The sequence below is a fragment of the Janthinobacterium sp. BHSEK genome, assembly GCF_056174685.1.
In genome coordinates this window covers 1-14,335 of record NZ_JBWBYV010000061.1, presented here as the reverse complement: position 1 = coordinate 14,335, position 14,335 = coordinate 1, and the positions used below count along the sequence as shown (strand labels likewise).

The 14,335-nt window shown below is 62.7% G+C and carries 12 protein-coding genes and 1 tRNA gene; 9 read left to right on the top strand and 4 right to left on the bottom strand.

Annotated elements, in window-relative coordinates; all coding sequences use genetic code 11:
• Positions 1 to 8 precede the first annotated feature (8 nt).
• Complete coding sequence (locus AC0V2Y_RS20975; RefSeq protein ID WP_475414435.1) at positions 9 to 557, bottom strand: thymidine kinase; 549 nt, start codon at positions 555 to 557, stop codon at positions 9 to 11.
• A gap of 295 nt (positions 558 to 852) precedes the next feature.
• On the opposite strand from AC0V2Y_RS20975, the gene AC0V2Y_RS20970 reads away from it, so the two are divergent.
• Together AC0V2Y_RS20970 and AC0V2Y_RS20965 are read left to right on the top strand one after the other, a co-directional pair.
• The gene (locus AC0V2Y_RS20970) at positions 853 to 2,244 is read left to right on the top strand and encodes a pyridoxal-phosphate dependent enzyme (RefSeq protein ID WP_475414434.1); all 1,392 of its coding nucleotides are present in this window, start codon (positions 853 to 855) and stop codon (positions 2,242 to 2,244) included.
• A complete protein-coding gene (locus tag AC0V2Y_RS20965) occupies positions 2,241 to 3,422 on the top strand; it encodes a trans-sulfuration enzyme family protein (RefSeq protein WP_475414433.1) in 1,182 nt (393 codons plus the stop codon). The genes AC0V2Y_RS20970 and AC0V2Y_RS20965 overlap by 4 nt, the downstream gene beginning before the upstream one ends.
• Before the next feature lie 102 nt (positions 3,423 to 3,524).
• On the opposite strand, the gene AC0V2Y_RS20960 is transcribed toward AC0V2Y_RS20965, so the two are convergent.
• Both AC0V2Y_RS20960 and AC0V2Y_RS20955 read right to left on the bottom strand, forming a co-directional pair.
• Positions 3,525 to 5,732 carry a penicillin acylase family protein gene (locus AC0V2Y_RS20960; RefSeq protein ID WP_475414432.1) on the bottom strand — a complete coding sequence of 736 codons (2,208 nt, stop codon included), beginning with the start codon at positions 5,730 to 5,732 and terminating at the stop codon, positions 3,525 to 3,527.
• A gap of 15 nt (positions 5,733 to 5,747) precedes the next feature.
• Entirely contained in the window at positions 5,748 to 6,587 is an 840-nt protein-coding gene (locus AC0V2Y_RS20955) for a hypothetical protein (protein WP_475414431.1), read from the bottom strand.
• Between the two features lie 112 nt (positions 6,588 to 6,699).
• Here AC0V2Y_RS20955 and AC0V2Y_RS20950 point away from each other — a divergent pair, with 112 nt between their 5' ends.
• From AC0V2Y_RS20950 to AC0V2Y_RS20920, 7 genes are all read left to right on the top strand, one after another.
• A complete protein-coding gene (locus tag AC0V2Y_RS20950; RefSeq protein WP_475414430.1) occupies positions 6,700 to 7,146 on the top strand; it encodes a DUF2939 domain-containing protein in 447 nt (148 codons plus the stop codon).
• 125 nt (positions 7,147 to 7,271) lie between these two features.
• Entirely contained in the window at positions 7,272 to 7,775 is a 504-nt protein-coding gene (locus AC0V2Y_RS20945) for a DUF2939 domain-containing protein (RefSeq protein WP_475414429.1), read from the top strand.
• An 85-nt stretch (positions 7,776 to 7,860) separates the two neighbouring features.
• Positions 7,861 to 8,073 carry a hypothetical protein gene (locus tag AC0V2Y_RS20940; RefSeq protein WP_010399127.1) on the top strand — a complete coding sequence of 71 codons (213 nt, stop codon included), beginning with the start codon at positions 7,861 to 7,863 and terminating at the stop codon, positions 8,071 to 8,073.
• Between the two features lie 5 nt (positions 8,074 to 8,078).
• Complete coding sequence (locus tag AC0V2Y_RS20935; protein ID WP_475414428.1) at positions 8,079 to 8,474, top strand: nuclear transport factor 2 family protein; 396 nt, start codon at positions 8,079 to 8,081, stop codon at positions 8,472 to 8,474.
• 316 nt (positions 8,475 to 8,790) lie between these two features.
• The gene (locus AC0V2Y_RS20930; protein ID WP_475414427.1) at positions 8,791 to 10,515 is read left to right on the top strand and encodes a methyl-accepting chemotaxis protein; all 1,725 of its coding nucleotides are present in this window, start codon (positions 8,791 to 8,793) and stop codon (positions 10,513 to 10,515) included.
• 434 nt (positions 10,516 to 10,949) lie between these two features.
• Positions 10,950 to 13,235, top strand: a complete 2,286-nt coding sequence (locus AC0V2Y_RS20925) for a TonB-dependent receptor (RefSeq protein WP_475414487.1) — start codon at positions 10,950 to 10,952, stop codon at positions 13,233 to 13,235.
• 95 nt (positions 13,236 to 13,330) lie between these two features.
• Positions 13,331 to 13,417: transfer RNA gene (locus AC0V2Y_RS20920), tRNA-Leu, on the top strand.
• Positions 13,418 to 13,511: 94 nt separating this feature from the next.
• On the opposite strand, the gene AC0V2Y_RS20915 is transcribed toward AC0V2Y_RS20920, so the two are convergent.
• The coding region (locus AC0V2Y_RS20915; RefSeq protein ID WP_475418363.1) for a tyrosine-type recombinase/integrase at positions 13,512 to 14,335 on the bottom strand (824 nt) is incomplete at its 5' end.

Below are 14,335 nucleotides of genomic sequence, written 5' to 3'. Positions count from 1 at the left end.
GAATTAACTTACGAGTAGAAACAGCGCCCGCAAGCCTGGCGGTAACTCTCGTTGCCGCCTATGCTGATCTGCTCGCCTTCCTTGATGCGGCGGCCCTGCTCGTCCACGCGGATGTTCATCGTGGCCTTCTTGCCGCAAGTACAAATATTTTTTAACTCTTCAATATCGTCGGCCAGCGCCAGCAGGTAGGCCGAGCCGGGGAACGGTTCGCCCTTGAAATCCGTGCGCAAGCCGTAGCAGATGACGGGCACGCCCTTCACTTGCGCCAGCTGGTGCAGCTGCTGCACCTGGGCCGTGCTGAGAAATTGCGCCTCATCCACCAGCAAACAGGCCACCCGGGGAATATCGTCGAGGAAATTCGTGTCCGCATGGAAGATATCAACCTGGCGCTGCGGGCCCAGGCGCGAGGTGACCCGGCCCACGCCGTAGCGGCTGTCGATGGCGGCCGTGTACAGGCGCACCTGCTGGCCCTGCTCTTCGTAGTTGTGCGCGACCTGCAACAAGGCCGTCGACTTGCCCGCGTTCATCGCGGAATACCGGAAATAAAGTTTTGCCACTGCCGCCTGCCCTGTTCGTCTGGTTTTTCAAAGATACTGTTCAGTACCTTTTCGAGGCGTGATTATAAATCGCAATGGCGGGCTTGCGGCAGCTTAATAAGCATGCCATTGGCGCGGCAAGCGGGCAAAAAACGGCGCATACTCGCATCGCACACCTTGCCGCCGATATGCGCAGCGCGCATATGCAAACATATAAACATTCGTTCGCCGCACTCGTCCACCCGCCTACACTGCGCGGCACGGAAGGCGGCTCGGGACACAATCCTGAGCGGCTGTTTCTTTGACAGGAGCCACCATGAATGATCGAATGCCATCCCCCTCCCAGCCGCCGGCGCTATACAAGCTGATCGGCAACACCCCGCTGGTCGAAGTGACCAGACTGGACACCGGACCGTGCCAGCTGTTCCTGAAACTGGAGTCGCAAAATCCCGGCGGTTCCATCAAGGACCGCATCGGCCTGTCCATCATCGAAGCGGCCGAAGCGGACGGCCGCCTGCGGCCGGGCGGCACCATCGTCGAGGCCACCGCCGGCAATACCGGCATCGGCCTGGCCCTGGTGGGCCGCATCAAGGGCTATCGCGTGATTCTCGTCGTGCCCGACAAGATGTCGACGGAAAAAGTGCTGCATTTGAAGGCGCTGGGCGCCGAAGTGCACACCACGCGCTCGGACGTGGGCAAGGGCCATCCCGAGTACTACCAGGATTACGCGGCACGCCTGGCGCGCGAACTGCCGGGCGCCTTCTTCGCCGACCAGTTCAACAATCCCGCCAACCCGCTGGCCCACGAAACGACGACGGCTCCCGAAATCTGGGAGCAAACTGGCCATGACGTCGACGCCATCGTCGTCGGCGTCGGCTCGTCGGGCACCTTGACGGGCCTGACGCGCTACTTCCGCAAGGCGCAGCCTAAGCTCGAATTCGTGCTGGCCGACCCGCAAGGCTCCATCCTCACGCAATACATCGACACGGGCAAAGTCAGCGACACGAGCGGCTCGTGGGCCGTCGAAGGCATCGGCGAAGATTTCATCCCGGCCATCGCCGACATGGACAGCGTCACGAAAGCCTACACCATCACGGACCAGGAAAGTTTTGATTCCGCGCGCGCCCTGCTGCGCGCCGAAGGTATTTTAGGCGGTTCGTCCACGGGCACCCTGCTGTCCGCCGCCCTCAAATACTGCCGCGAACAGACGACGCCGAAGCGCGTCGTCACCTTTGTCTGCGATACGGGCACGCGCTACCTGTCGAAGGTGTACAACGATGGCTGGATGCGCGACCAGGGTTTGCTGCAGCGCGCGCGCTCGGGCGACTTGCGCGACCTGATCGGGCGCCGCTACGACGAAGGCGACGTCGTCAGCGTGGCGCCGGGCGACACCCTGCTGACCGCTTTCAACCGCATGCGCGCCAGCGACCTGGCGCAGCTGCCCGTCATCGACGGCGGCAAACTGGTCGGCATTCTCGACGAATCGGACTTGCTGCTGCACGTCTCGGGCGACGCCGCGCATTTCGCATCGCTGGTGGGCGCCACCATGACGACGCAGATCGAAACCCTGGCGCCATCGAGCGGCTTGCCCGCCCTGCGCGCCACGCTGGACCGGGGCCTGACGGCCGTCGTCGCCGACGATAGCGGCTTCTATGGCCTGATCACCCGCTTCGACCTTCTCAACCACTTACGCAGGACTTTATCTTGAGCCAAGACATCCCCCGCAAGAGCCATCTGGCCACCCGCGTCATCCACGCCGGCCAGTCGCCCGACCCGTCGACGGGCGCCATCATGCCGCCCATTTACGCCACCTCCACCTTCGTGCAGGCCAGCCCCGGCGTGCACAAGGGCCTCGATTACGGCCGCTCGCACAATCCCACGCGCTGGGCGCTCGAGCGCTGCGTGGCCGACCTGGAAGGCGGCAGCGCCGCGTTCGCGTTCGCCTCGGGCCTGGCCGCCATCTCGTCCGTGCTGGAATTGCTGGACGCGGGCAGCCACATCGTCGCCGGCGACGACATGTACGGCGGCACGTATCGACTGTTTGAGCGCGTGCGCCGCCGCTCCGCCGGCCACGCATTCACGTACGTCGACCTGACGAATCCGGAAAACCTGCTGGCCGCGCTGCGCCCGGAAACGAAGATGGTGTGGGTCGAGACGCCGACCAACCCGATGCTGAAACTGGCCGATTTGCGGGCGATCGCCGACATCTGCCGCGAGCGGGGCATCATCGCCGTGGCCGACAATACCTTTGCCAGTCCGCTGGTGCAGCGCCCCCTGGAACACGGTTTCGACATCGTCGTGCACTCGACCACCAAGTATTTGAACGGCCACTCGGACATCATCGGCGGCATCGCCATCGTCGGCGCGGAGGAACGCCAGGCCGAATGGCGCGAGCAGCTGGGCTTTTTGCAAAACTCGGTGGGGGCAATTGCCGGGCCGTTCGACAGCTTCCTCGCCTTGCGCGGCGTGAAAACGCTGGCCATCCGCATGCAGCGCCATTGCGCAAGCGCCCTGGCCCTGGCGCAGTGGCTGGAGCAGCAAAAGGAAGTGAAAACCGTGTTTTATCCGGGCCTGGCATCGCACCCGCAGCACGCGCTGGCGCAGCGCCAGATGGATGGTTTCGGCGGCATCATCTCGATCGACCTCGACACCGACCTGGCAGGCGCGCGGCGCTTCCTGGAGCGCTGCGAAGTGTTCGCCCTGGCCGAAAGCCTGGGCGGCGTGGAAAGCCTGATCGAGCATCCCGCCCTGATGACGCATGCCAGCATTCCCGCCGAACAGCGGGCAAAACTGGGCATCGGCGACGGCTTGATCCGCCTGTCGGTGGGGATCGAGGATATCGAGGATTTGCGCCACGATTTGCGCACGGCGCTCGACGCGATTTGAGGGAAGAGGTGTCGGATTACGCTGCGCTAATCCGACCTACGGCATACTGAGGACGGTAGGTCGGATTAGCCCGCAAGGGCGTAATCCGACATACCACAAACCTTACTCCCCCGGCCGGTACCGGCGCTCCAGGTGCTGTTCCACCTGATCCGGATAAAACAGCACTTCCTTGAACTCGCCCCGCGCATACATGGCCGCCTGGTCCTGGAAATGCGGCGACTTCGGGTCGCCGCTCTGGCCGCCCGCGAGGATGCTCTTCGCCCTGATGCGCGGACCGAATTCCACGGCCGCGACAAAGCTGTTGCCGCGTTCGCCGTATATCCTGCGGGTCGTGCTCTTGCTGCTCTGTCCATACGCGGCCAGCGCGCCCCAGTTGCCCGACGCGTAAGGCACGGGCAAGCTGGCTTGCGCATCGTCGAACGGCTGCACCACGTCGCCCGTCAGGCGCTGGAAGCGGTTGATCTCGCCCCACGGCGTTTGCCAGTGGCCGAAATCGCGCTGCAGTTTGTCCGCCGCCGTCGCCAGCGCCGCCAGGCGCTGTTCGCCATGCACCTTGTCCGTCGCCATGAAGTCGACCACGGGCACGCCCTGCTCGCGCGCCTGCTTGCCCGTCAATTCCGCCAGTTCCTGGCCCCAGAACACGGCCAGGGACGTAGCCGTGGATGTCAGCGAATAGCGCCAGTCCCAGGCCCGCAGCAAGGCGATCTTGTCGGCCAGCGCCCGCTGTTGCGCGGCGCCGGCCGGCAGCGCATCGTAGGCCGTGAACAACGGTGGCAGCAGCGCCTCGAACGCCGTCAGTTCGCTGTCGTAGGACGCGGCGATCAGGCTGTCGAGCGTGAAACCGGTCTTGTTCTGGAAGACCTTGACGGCATGCAGGCCGCGCGCGTTTTCACCATACACGGACATGTAGGCGGGATAATCCTGCCGGCGCGGGCTGTTGGCGCCGGCCGCCGAATACGGCCAGTTGTTCGTATTCTGGATCCAGCCATTCTTCGGATTGAACAGGGTAATGGTTTGCGCCACCGTGTGGAGCCCTTTCCATTCCGTGGCCGGATCGCTGCCGTCGACGGGCTGCTTCCAGTTGAAGCGCGGGTCGCGCACGGGGATGAAATTGCCGTGAAAGTAGGCGATATTGCCGTCCGCATCCGCGTACACCGTGTTGTTCGACGAATTCGTGCGCAGTTCCATCGTCTTGTAGAAGGCCGCGTAATCGCGCGCCTTGGTGCGCGTGTACGACTGCATGAGCGCCTTCAAGGGCGAGTGCATCAAACGCACGGCCACCCATTTACCATCCTGCGCGCGCACGATGGGGCCATGGTGGCTGTAGTAGACGGTGATGGTTGTCGATCCCATGCGGCCATCGGCCAGTTTATAGGGCAAGGTGATCGGCACGGCTTTCAGGGGCCGCAGCCCGCCGTCATAGCGGTAGTACCACGCGCCATCGTGGTCGACGATGCTTTCCAGGTATTCGTCGATGACGTCGCCGCCGCCCGAGGTATGCATCCAGCCCAGGCGCTCATTGAAACCCTGGTAGACGAAGAACTGGCCCCAGGTGACGGCACCGTACGCGTTCAGGCCTTCGCCGCTGGTCATCTGCACTTCGGGACGGAAGTAGAATGAGGTATGCGGGTTGATCATCAGCAGCGCATGGCCGTTTTTGGTAATCGCGGGCGCGATGGCGAAGCCGTTCGAACCGCTCGGTTCGGGGTCCAATCCGGTCTCCACGCTGGCCAGCGCTACGGCGGCGGGCCTGGCCTGCTGGCCGTAGAACGCTTCGAGCTGCGTCAGGTTGACCGATTCGATATCGCCGCCGATGCTGCCCTCGCTGAAACTGAGGGCCATCCACGGCTCGAAATGCGCGATCAGCCGCGGTTTCACGTGCGGATGCGTGGCCAGGTAAAAATTCAGGCCATCGGCAAAGGCATCCATCAGCTTGCGCAGCCACGGCGGGCTGGCACGGTACTGCGCCTGCAGCTCAAGCGGATCGATAAAAAGCTTCATGCGCAGGTCGCGGTACAGCTCCCGCTCGCCCTCCACCTCCGCCAGCCGCCCCATGGCATTGATATAGTTCAATTCCACGCGGGGGAAATCGTCCTCGGCCTGCGCATACATCAAGCCGAAGACGGCATCCGCATCGCTCTTGCCCGTCACGTGGGGCACGCCCCACGTGTCGCGCGCGATGCTGACATGGGCGGCCTGCGCCTGCCAGCGGGCCATGTCGGCAGCGGAAACGGCCGGCGCCGCCAACACGGGAGGTACGGCAACGGCGCCGCAGGCGATGGCGGCGAACAGGGCACGGCGAGCTGGCATGAACTACTCCAATAGTCAGGATGCGTCGATCAGCGTGGCGATACGCTGGTTGAGTTCCACATTTTCCGCCTGCAGCAGCGCCACTTTCTGCTTCAAACTGGCGATCTCGCCGCGCAGGCGTTCCGTTTCGGACGGCGCCTGGGCCGCGTTTTCCGCCCACGGCTCGTTGCCCGTCTCGGGCGTATCCTGCGACACGTGCGGCGCCTTCGGCTCGCGCGGCGTGCGCGTGGCGGCGCGCTGTTCGCGGATTTCCTTGGCCGCCTGGCGTAATAATTTTTTGCCGCCGGCGACGGCTGCCACCTGCTCTTCCGGCGGCAAGGATGCCACGGTGGCCGCCGCATTGATGGAGATCGTGCCCGAACGGACGGCTTCCACCAGTTCCGGCGAGGCCGCCTTCTGGATCTTCTCGATCTGGCTGATCTGGTTGCTGCTCAATCTGGCCGCCTTGGCCACCTCTTCGCGCGTGCTCATGGGGGGCTTGGGCGCGTTTTCGCCTTCCGGCGCGTCTTGGGCGTTGACGGGCGCCGGGCTGCGCGCGGCGACGATCTCCTTCTTGCGCAAGGCCAGCACGCCGCGCTGGAAGTCCGACACGCTGCGGCGCGCCAGGTGATTGTCGATCATCCACAGCATGACGTCGTCGAGCGAGGTAAAGCTGGTGTTCTGGATGGTCTTGAATTCGATGCCGTGCTGGCGGCAGATGGCGTAACGGTTATGCCCGTCGATCAGCACGTCGTTCCACAGCACCAGCGCGTCGCGGCAGCCCTCGGCCAGCAGGCTGCGCTCGAGCGCCGCGTACTCGCTGGCGGTGAGCGGGTCGATATACGACTGCAGCACCTGATTGATAGTGATATTCATGGTTGTCCTCAATATTGCGGCGCGATGGTCCGCGCCGGCACGAATGCTACACCATCCGCCACCCGTGGCCGGGTAAAATCACGGTGGCACAGCTCATACAAAAACACGGACCATGAAAAGAAAGTACGCCACCGCGATCATTTTTGCCGTTGCCGCCGTCGGCTTTACCTGGGTCAGCCCCTACATCGCCATGTACCGCATCAGCATCGCGGCGAAATCCGTGCGCCTGGAAACCCTGGCGCAGCAGGCCGACCTGCCCGCCATCCGCGCCAGCGTGGCGCGCCAGCTGCGGGGGGCCGGCGAAACGGCCAGCGCAGACGATTTCAAGGAAATGCTCGATACCATCGTCTCGCCGCCCGGCATCACGGTATTGATCCTGCACGGCAAGCAGGGGACGGACGGCAAGCGCCACGACTTCGGCATGGCGTACCGCTCGTGGAATGAGGTGGTGCTGCGGCGCGCCGGCGCCGGCCCCGCCGCCAGCCAGTTTCTGCTGCGCCGCCACGGCATCTGGGACTGGAAACTGATGGACATTACCCTGCCGCCGGAATTACTCTAAAGAAACTTGATCTAAAACAACACTTACCTAAACCGCTATATTGATTTTTGGAAATATTATGTAGAATACCAACGCTTCAGGCGCACCGGGTCGCCAGGCATCCGAGAGATTGCACGATGAAAAAAATGATGCTTCTCGCTGTAATGGCACTGGTCGCGCTGGCCGGCGTCTTCTATGGCAGCCCGTATTTCACGATGAACAAGATCCGCACGGCCACCATGGACGAGGATACGCAGGCGCTGGCCGCGCAGATCGACCTGGCCCAGTTGCGCGGCAGCCTGGGGCAGCAGCTGCATACCCTGTTCTCGGCGCCGGAAGTGGCCGACGACATCAGCCCCGACGTCATCGATCCCTTGCTCGACACCATGCTGATGCCCGAAGGCATCGTCGCCTTAATGAAGCTCAATGACCGCTACGAAAAACCGATCGCCAAGGTCAGCGACATCAGCGGCCGCAAACGCAACCCCAAGCCCGACTACAAACTGCGTTACACCTCCTGGAACAGCGTCGTGGTCCAGCGCGCCCACAGCAAGAGCCATATCGGCGAACTGACCCTGACGCGCGACGGCCTGTGGCGCTGGAAACTGGTGTCGGTTGCCCTGCCGAAGAACCTGCTGGCCGACGCGTAACACGCCGGCCATCGTATCGGCAAACCAGCGGCTATCCGGCACTGGACACTGCTATCATCGGGTTTTGATTTCCATCGGAGGCAGCATGTCGGACCTGGTACAACACGCACTGGCCCACGCGGGCAAACCGGCCACCACGCCGTGGGTGGTGACCCTGATCAGCGGTGAAAAGCTCACCGGCCCCATTTCCCCGCTCAGCGACGGCTGCTACGCCATCGGCCTGGGACAAATCAAGTACTTTTCCAGCGACAAGGTCGCCTGCCTGAACGTCTCGGGCGCGGGCGCATTTCCCATCTGACGGCCATGGCAATGGACGACGCGCAGGACAGCGCGCAAGATAGCCTGGCGGCGCAGCTGCAGGCGCTGGAAGCGGCGCTGCAAAGCCAGGCGGTGCGCGCCGACAGGGCCAGGCTGGCGGCCCTGCTGGCCGACGACTTCGTCGAGTTCGGCAGTTCGGGCAATCTCTGGACGCGCGCGGCAACCCTGGCGGACTTGCCGGCGGAAGACTTTTGCCCACGCAGCATCTGCGATTTCCAGGCCCGCCTGCTGGCCGACGATGTTGCCTTGGTTACCTACCGCTCACAGCGCCACGCCAGCGGCGCCCTGCCCGCCAGCGCCAGCTTGCGCAGTTCGCTGTGGAAATGGCGCGATAGCCGCTGGCAAATGTTTTTTCACCAGGGCACGCCGATTCCCGGCTGATCCCCTCCCCCGGACGCTTGTTCCCGCGCCCCATCCTGCGGCGCGGCGCGGAAACAAGCGTCCGTGCAGAAAAGTTGTTTTTTGGCACGCAAAATCTGATTGATTTACTGAATTTTCTGTGCCACAATGATTTTAATAAATAAAACAAATAAATTATTGAAATCGGTTTTTAAAGTAAAACGATCCTCACACCACGAATCCGTGTTTTGGATAGAGAAGCACTGCGTAGGGCACGGCCCGCTGTCAGGCAAACTCCTGTCACCTGTCCACGCAAGCCCCCTTTCTAATCGTCACCACGTATCTTGGGAGAGACATCATGGATAAATTCACCGTTCGCACCCAGCTGACTCTGGCTTTCGGCCTGCTGGTCTTTTTCCTCATCGGCATATCGGTTCTGTCCGTGCGGACCTTTTCCAACTTCAACGCCAGTTTTGACCAGTATGTCAACGGCATCACCGCCCGCGCCAATATGGCGCACCGCGTGCGTGACGCGATCGACATGCGTGCCGTGGCGGCCAGGAACCTGGTGCTCGTCACCAAGCCGGAAGACCTGGAGATCGAACGCAAACACGTCTTGCAGGCCCACGCCGATGTCGTCAAGAACATGCAGCATCTGCTGCAGCTGGCACAGCAGCCGGAAGTATCGGACGAGGTGCGCGGCGTCATCAACAAGATCGACGGCATCGAGAAACGCTATGCCCCCGTGGCGCTGGCCATCGTGGACCTGGCGCTGCAAAAGAAAACCGAGCAGGCCATCGCCAAGATGAACGAGGAATGCCGTCCGCTGCTGGCCGCCCTCGTCGCCGCCAGCGATGAATATTTCGCCCTGACGGACCAGCGTTCCGCCGTCATCCTGCAGGAAGACAATGCGCAGTACCTGCTCAACCGCAATATCCTCATCGGCGCCAGCTTGCTGTCCATCGTGCTGGCGGCCCTGGCGGGCTGGCTCATCACGCGCAGCCTGCTCAAGGCGCTGGGCGCCGAACCGAAGCAGCTGTGCGACGCCGTCAGCCTGCTGGCCGGCGGCGACCTGACCGGCAAACTCAGCGTTGCACCGCACGATACCGCCAGCGTGCTGTCGGCGCTGCAGCGCATGCAGGTGTCGCTCACCTCGGTGGTGTCCTCCGTGCGCCAGGATTCCGACACGGTCGCCCTTGCCGCCGAGGAAATTTCCACCGGCAACAGCGACCTGTCCTTGCGCACGGAACAGCAAGCCAGTTCACTGGAAGAAACTGCTTCCTCGATGGAAGAACTCACCAGCACCGTGCGCAAGAATGCGGAAAACGCCCGCGAAGCCAATGTGCTGGCCACAACGGCATCGGACGTCGCCAGCAAGGGCGGCGCCGTGGTGGGGCAAGTGATGGGCACCATGGACCTGATCAGCGAATCGTCGCGCAAGATTGTCGACATCATCAGCGTCATCGACGGCATCGCCTTCCAGACCAATATCCTGGCCCTGAATGCCGCCGTGGAAGCGGCGCGTGCCGGCGAACAGGGCCGCGGCTTCGCCGTCGTGGCGACCGAAGTGCGCGGCCTGGCGCAGCGCAGCGCCAGCGCGGCCAAGGAAATCAAGACCCTGATCGACGACTCCGTCAGCCGCGTCGATGCGGGCGCCAGGCTGGCGGCGCAGGCGGGCACGACGATGTCGGAAGTGGTCGCCAGCGTCGCCCGCGTCAGCAACATCATCGCTGACATCACGATGGCCAGCCAGGAACAGTCCACCGGCATCGAGCAGATTAATCAGGCGGTGGCCCAGATGGACAGCGTCACGCAGCAGAACGCCTCGCTGGTGGAAGAAGCGGCGGCGGCGGCCGAATCTCTGCGCGACCAGGCCAGCCACCTGGTGCAAACCGTGAGCATCTTCAAGACGCACGACAGCCATGTGGCGGCGCACGCGCCAGCCCCCGCACGCGCCAGCGCCAAGCCGCTGCGCCTGGTACCGGCGCCCGCCAGCAGCCCCGCCAAGCGCCAGGCCGCGCCCGCGAAACAGCGCGCGGTGCAAGCGGAAGCCGTGACGGCCGGCGATTGGGAAGAGTTTTAAGCAGATAGAGGCATGCAGCCACGCATGCCCCGCTTCAACCGCGCAGGGGAGAGCCGCAGCCGGCCTCCCCTGTCGCGTTGCAACAACACACCGCTCGCATAAAAAATCCGCGGCAACTGTTGTATTTCTGGCCTCCGGATCCCGGTACTACGCCAAAACGGCGCACGTTTTTTTGCGCAGCCGCAGGAAAACCCAGCGTCCTGCCCCACCTCTTTTGCTCCCGCACAGGCCTGCCGGCACCTCACTATGCACCCGCCGGATATTGACGACAAATACGATTTTATTCGCGTATTGAGTCGAAACAGATATGAATGGCGGCAGCTGGAAAATGGCATGAATACTAAAACTTCCCGTGCTAGCATGATTTTTCGTCTAGCGGACTAGCGCCTGCCTGGACCTTTCGCACAACCTCGACCGACAGGAGCCGTTTCATGATGACACCGCACGCCAGCACCGTACGCCATACCCTGATTGCCCTGGCGATCGCCGCCGCCTTTCCCCTGCAGGCGCAGGCCCAGGACAGCGTCCCGGCGCCCGCCTCCGACGCGCCGGCCGCACCGGCGGCGCAGGCCGGTCCTGGCCAGCTGGAAACGGTGATCGTGACGGCGCAGCGGCGCGCGGAAAACATCAAGGACGTGCCCATGTCCATCGCCACCCTGAAGGGCGACAAGCTCGACACCCTGACGGCCGGCGGCGCCGACATCCGCTTCCTCAACAGCCGCTCACCCAGCGTGTCCGTCGAATCGGATTACGGCCGCACCTTCCCCCGCTTCTACATTCGCGGCCTGGGCAATACCGACTTCGACCTGAACGCCTCGCAGCCGGTGGGCCTGGTGATGGACGACGTGGTGCAGGAAAACGCCATGCTGAAAGGTTTTCCCGTGTTCGACGTCGACCAGGTCGAGGTACTGCGCGGCCCGCAAGGCACCCTGTTCGGCCGTAACTCGCCGGCCGGCGTGATCAAGTTCGATTCCGCCAAGCCCGTCTTCAAGACGGAAGGCTACCTGAGCGGCGGCTTCGGCAAGGATGGCATGAAGAGCCTGGAAGGCGCCTTCAACGTGCCCGTCAGCGACACGGTCGCCCTGCGCTTTTCCGGCCAGACGCAGCGCCGCGACGACCGCGTGCACAACCCGCGGCCCACCGGCACGCGCGACTTCGAAGGCTATGAAGACAGCGCCGCCCGCCTGCAGGTGCTGGTCAAGCCCACGCGCGACTTCACGGCCCTGTTCAACGTGCACGCGCGCAACCTCGACGGCACGGCCACCCTGTTCCGCGCGAACATCCTGAAACAGGGCACGAACGACCTGGTCGACGGCTTTGATTACGACAACTACCCGACCGACGGCATCAACCGCCAGCACCTGAAAACCAAGGGCGCCAGCATGCGCCTGAAATGGGACTTGCCCGGCGTGACCCTGCATTCGATCACCGGCTACGAAAAACTCGATTTCTACAGCCGCGCCGACGTCGACGGCGGCTATGGCGCCGTGTACGCGCCGCCGATGGGTCCCGGGTTTATTCCGTTTGTCGTGGAAACGGCCGACGCGATCCCCAACCACAAGCAGATTTCGCAGGAATTCCGCGCCGAATCGTCTGCCCGCGGCCCGCTGCAATGGATAGCCGGCCTGTTCTACTTCAAGGAAGATATCCAGATCGACAGCTTCGGCTTTGACAGCCTGGCGCCCGGCAACCCGCAAAGCCCGAACTACGCCACGCAAAACCAGAGCTCGAAGTCGTACGCGGCCTTCGGCTCGCTCAACTACACGGTCTCGGACGCCCTGAAACTGCGCGCCGGCCTGCGCTACACGACAGACAAGAAGGATTTCTCCGCCAAGCGCGTGGAAGCGATCACGGCCGGACCCTTCGACTTGCACGACACCTCGCACAACGTCAGCTGGGACCTGAGCGGCACCTATGTGCTGACGCCGGCAACGAATGCCTACGCGCGCATCGCCACCGGCTACCGCGCGCCGTCGATGCAGGGCCGCCTGAACGGCCTGGCCGACCGCCCCTCGTTTGCGGGTGCCGAGAAAGCGCTATCCGTCGAGGCGGGCATCAAGCAAGACCTGTTCGACAAGCGCGCGCGCCTGAGCCTGGCCGTGTTCCAGTACCGCGTGAAGGATAAGCAGCTGACAGCCGGCAGCGGCGCCGTCAACATGAACCAATTGATCAACGCCGACAAGGCCACGGGCCGCGGCGTGGAACTCGACTTCCAGGCGAACCTCAGCGATTCGCTCAGCATGACCCTGGGCGGCAGCTACAACCACACGGAAATCCAGGACAAGAAGCTGTTCGTGCAAAGTTGCGGCAATGCGCAAAACAACCCGGCCAGCGGCTGTACCGTCACCGATCCGCTGGGTCCGTTCAAGGGCACGGCCTACATCGACGGCAACCCGCTGCCGCGCGCACCGGAATGGCAAACCAACTTCACATTGAAGTACAGCATTCCCCTCGCCAATGGCGAGTTCTATGCCTACACGGACTGGGCCTACCGCACCAGCTACAACTTCTTCCTGTATGAAGCGAAGGAATACAAGGCCAAGGAACTGCTCGAAGGCGGCTTGCGCGTCGGCTACAAATGGGACAAATACGAACTCTCCGCGTACGGCCGCAACATCACCAACCAGATCCAATCGCTGGGCGCGATCGATTTCGACAACCTGACGGGCATCATCAACGAACCGCGCACGTATGGGGTGCAGTTCAAGGCGACGTTTTGATGGCGGGTAGCGGATACCTGGCTGTGTCTGCGGCCCCTTCGCTCAGGCACAAGATGGCGTAACAAGCATCACCTGTGCTAGAATCTCGCCGCGCTGCCCGGATGGTGAAACTGGTAGACACTGGAGACTTAAAATCTCCCGCCTGTAAGGGCGTGCCGGTTCGACTCCGGCTCCGGGCACCAGCGCACATGCATTTTACAGAGATAGTGACCACTATTTTTATCCTCTCTACCAGTTCCGCAAAACTGGTTTTGTTCCGCAAAAAGTCTCCCGTAGCTATTTTGTAGGCTTGACGAGCTTGCCTCGCCGATGTCGCACATACCTGGCTGTCATGGCCGTTGTGGTGTGCCCCAGCTGCGCTTGTGCCGCTGCAATTCCGCTAATTTCCTCCGTATCCGTGCCGGCCTTGGCTCGCAAATCCCGGAACTGAAAATTCTTAATGTCCTTGGCTATTCCTGGATTGTCGGCGGCCGCTTTCGCGCGCGCCGCTTCAAATGCATATCGCAGCATGTATTTCGTCATCTGCTGGCCATCGTCGTTATTGATCAGTCCTATGCCGACGACCGGGCGCTTGTCGAGCTGCTCTAACAACGCCGCCAGCTCACCTACGATCTCGATGCGTAATTTTTTGCGTGTTTTATTCTGGTTTATTTCGATTGCGCCATCTTTCAAATTGGCGCGCGTGATCTTCAGCATGTCGGCCGGTCGCTGGCCAGTAAGGTAAGCCAGGTCGAGTGCGTCTCGCAGGCCTGGCGCTGCCGCGGCATATACGGCTGAAAACACTTCATTGTCGACGTACACGTCCCGCCCCTCCTCCTTGAAGCCCTTGATCCCGGCACACGGGTTGGCTTGATTGGTCAAGCCAGCGCCACGTGCAAAATTCCAGATATGCGACAGCAGCGCCTTATCCCGATTGGCCGCAACTTGCCCTTCCTTACCGGTCCAGTCGGGCACGGGTTTGCCGCGCGCCGCCAAGCTGGCGTTCTTTTTCCGTTGCTCTTCGGCTATGCTGGTCGACCTCCACGTCAGGTATTGGCGCACCATTACCGGCAGAATGGAATCCATCGGCTCTTGACGATCATCGAAGAACTGGTACAGGT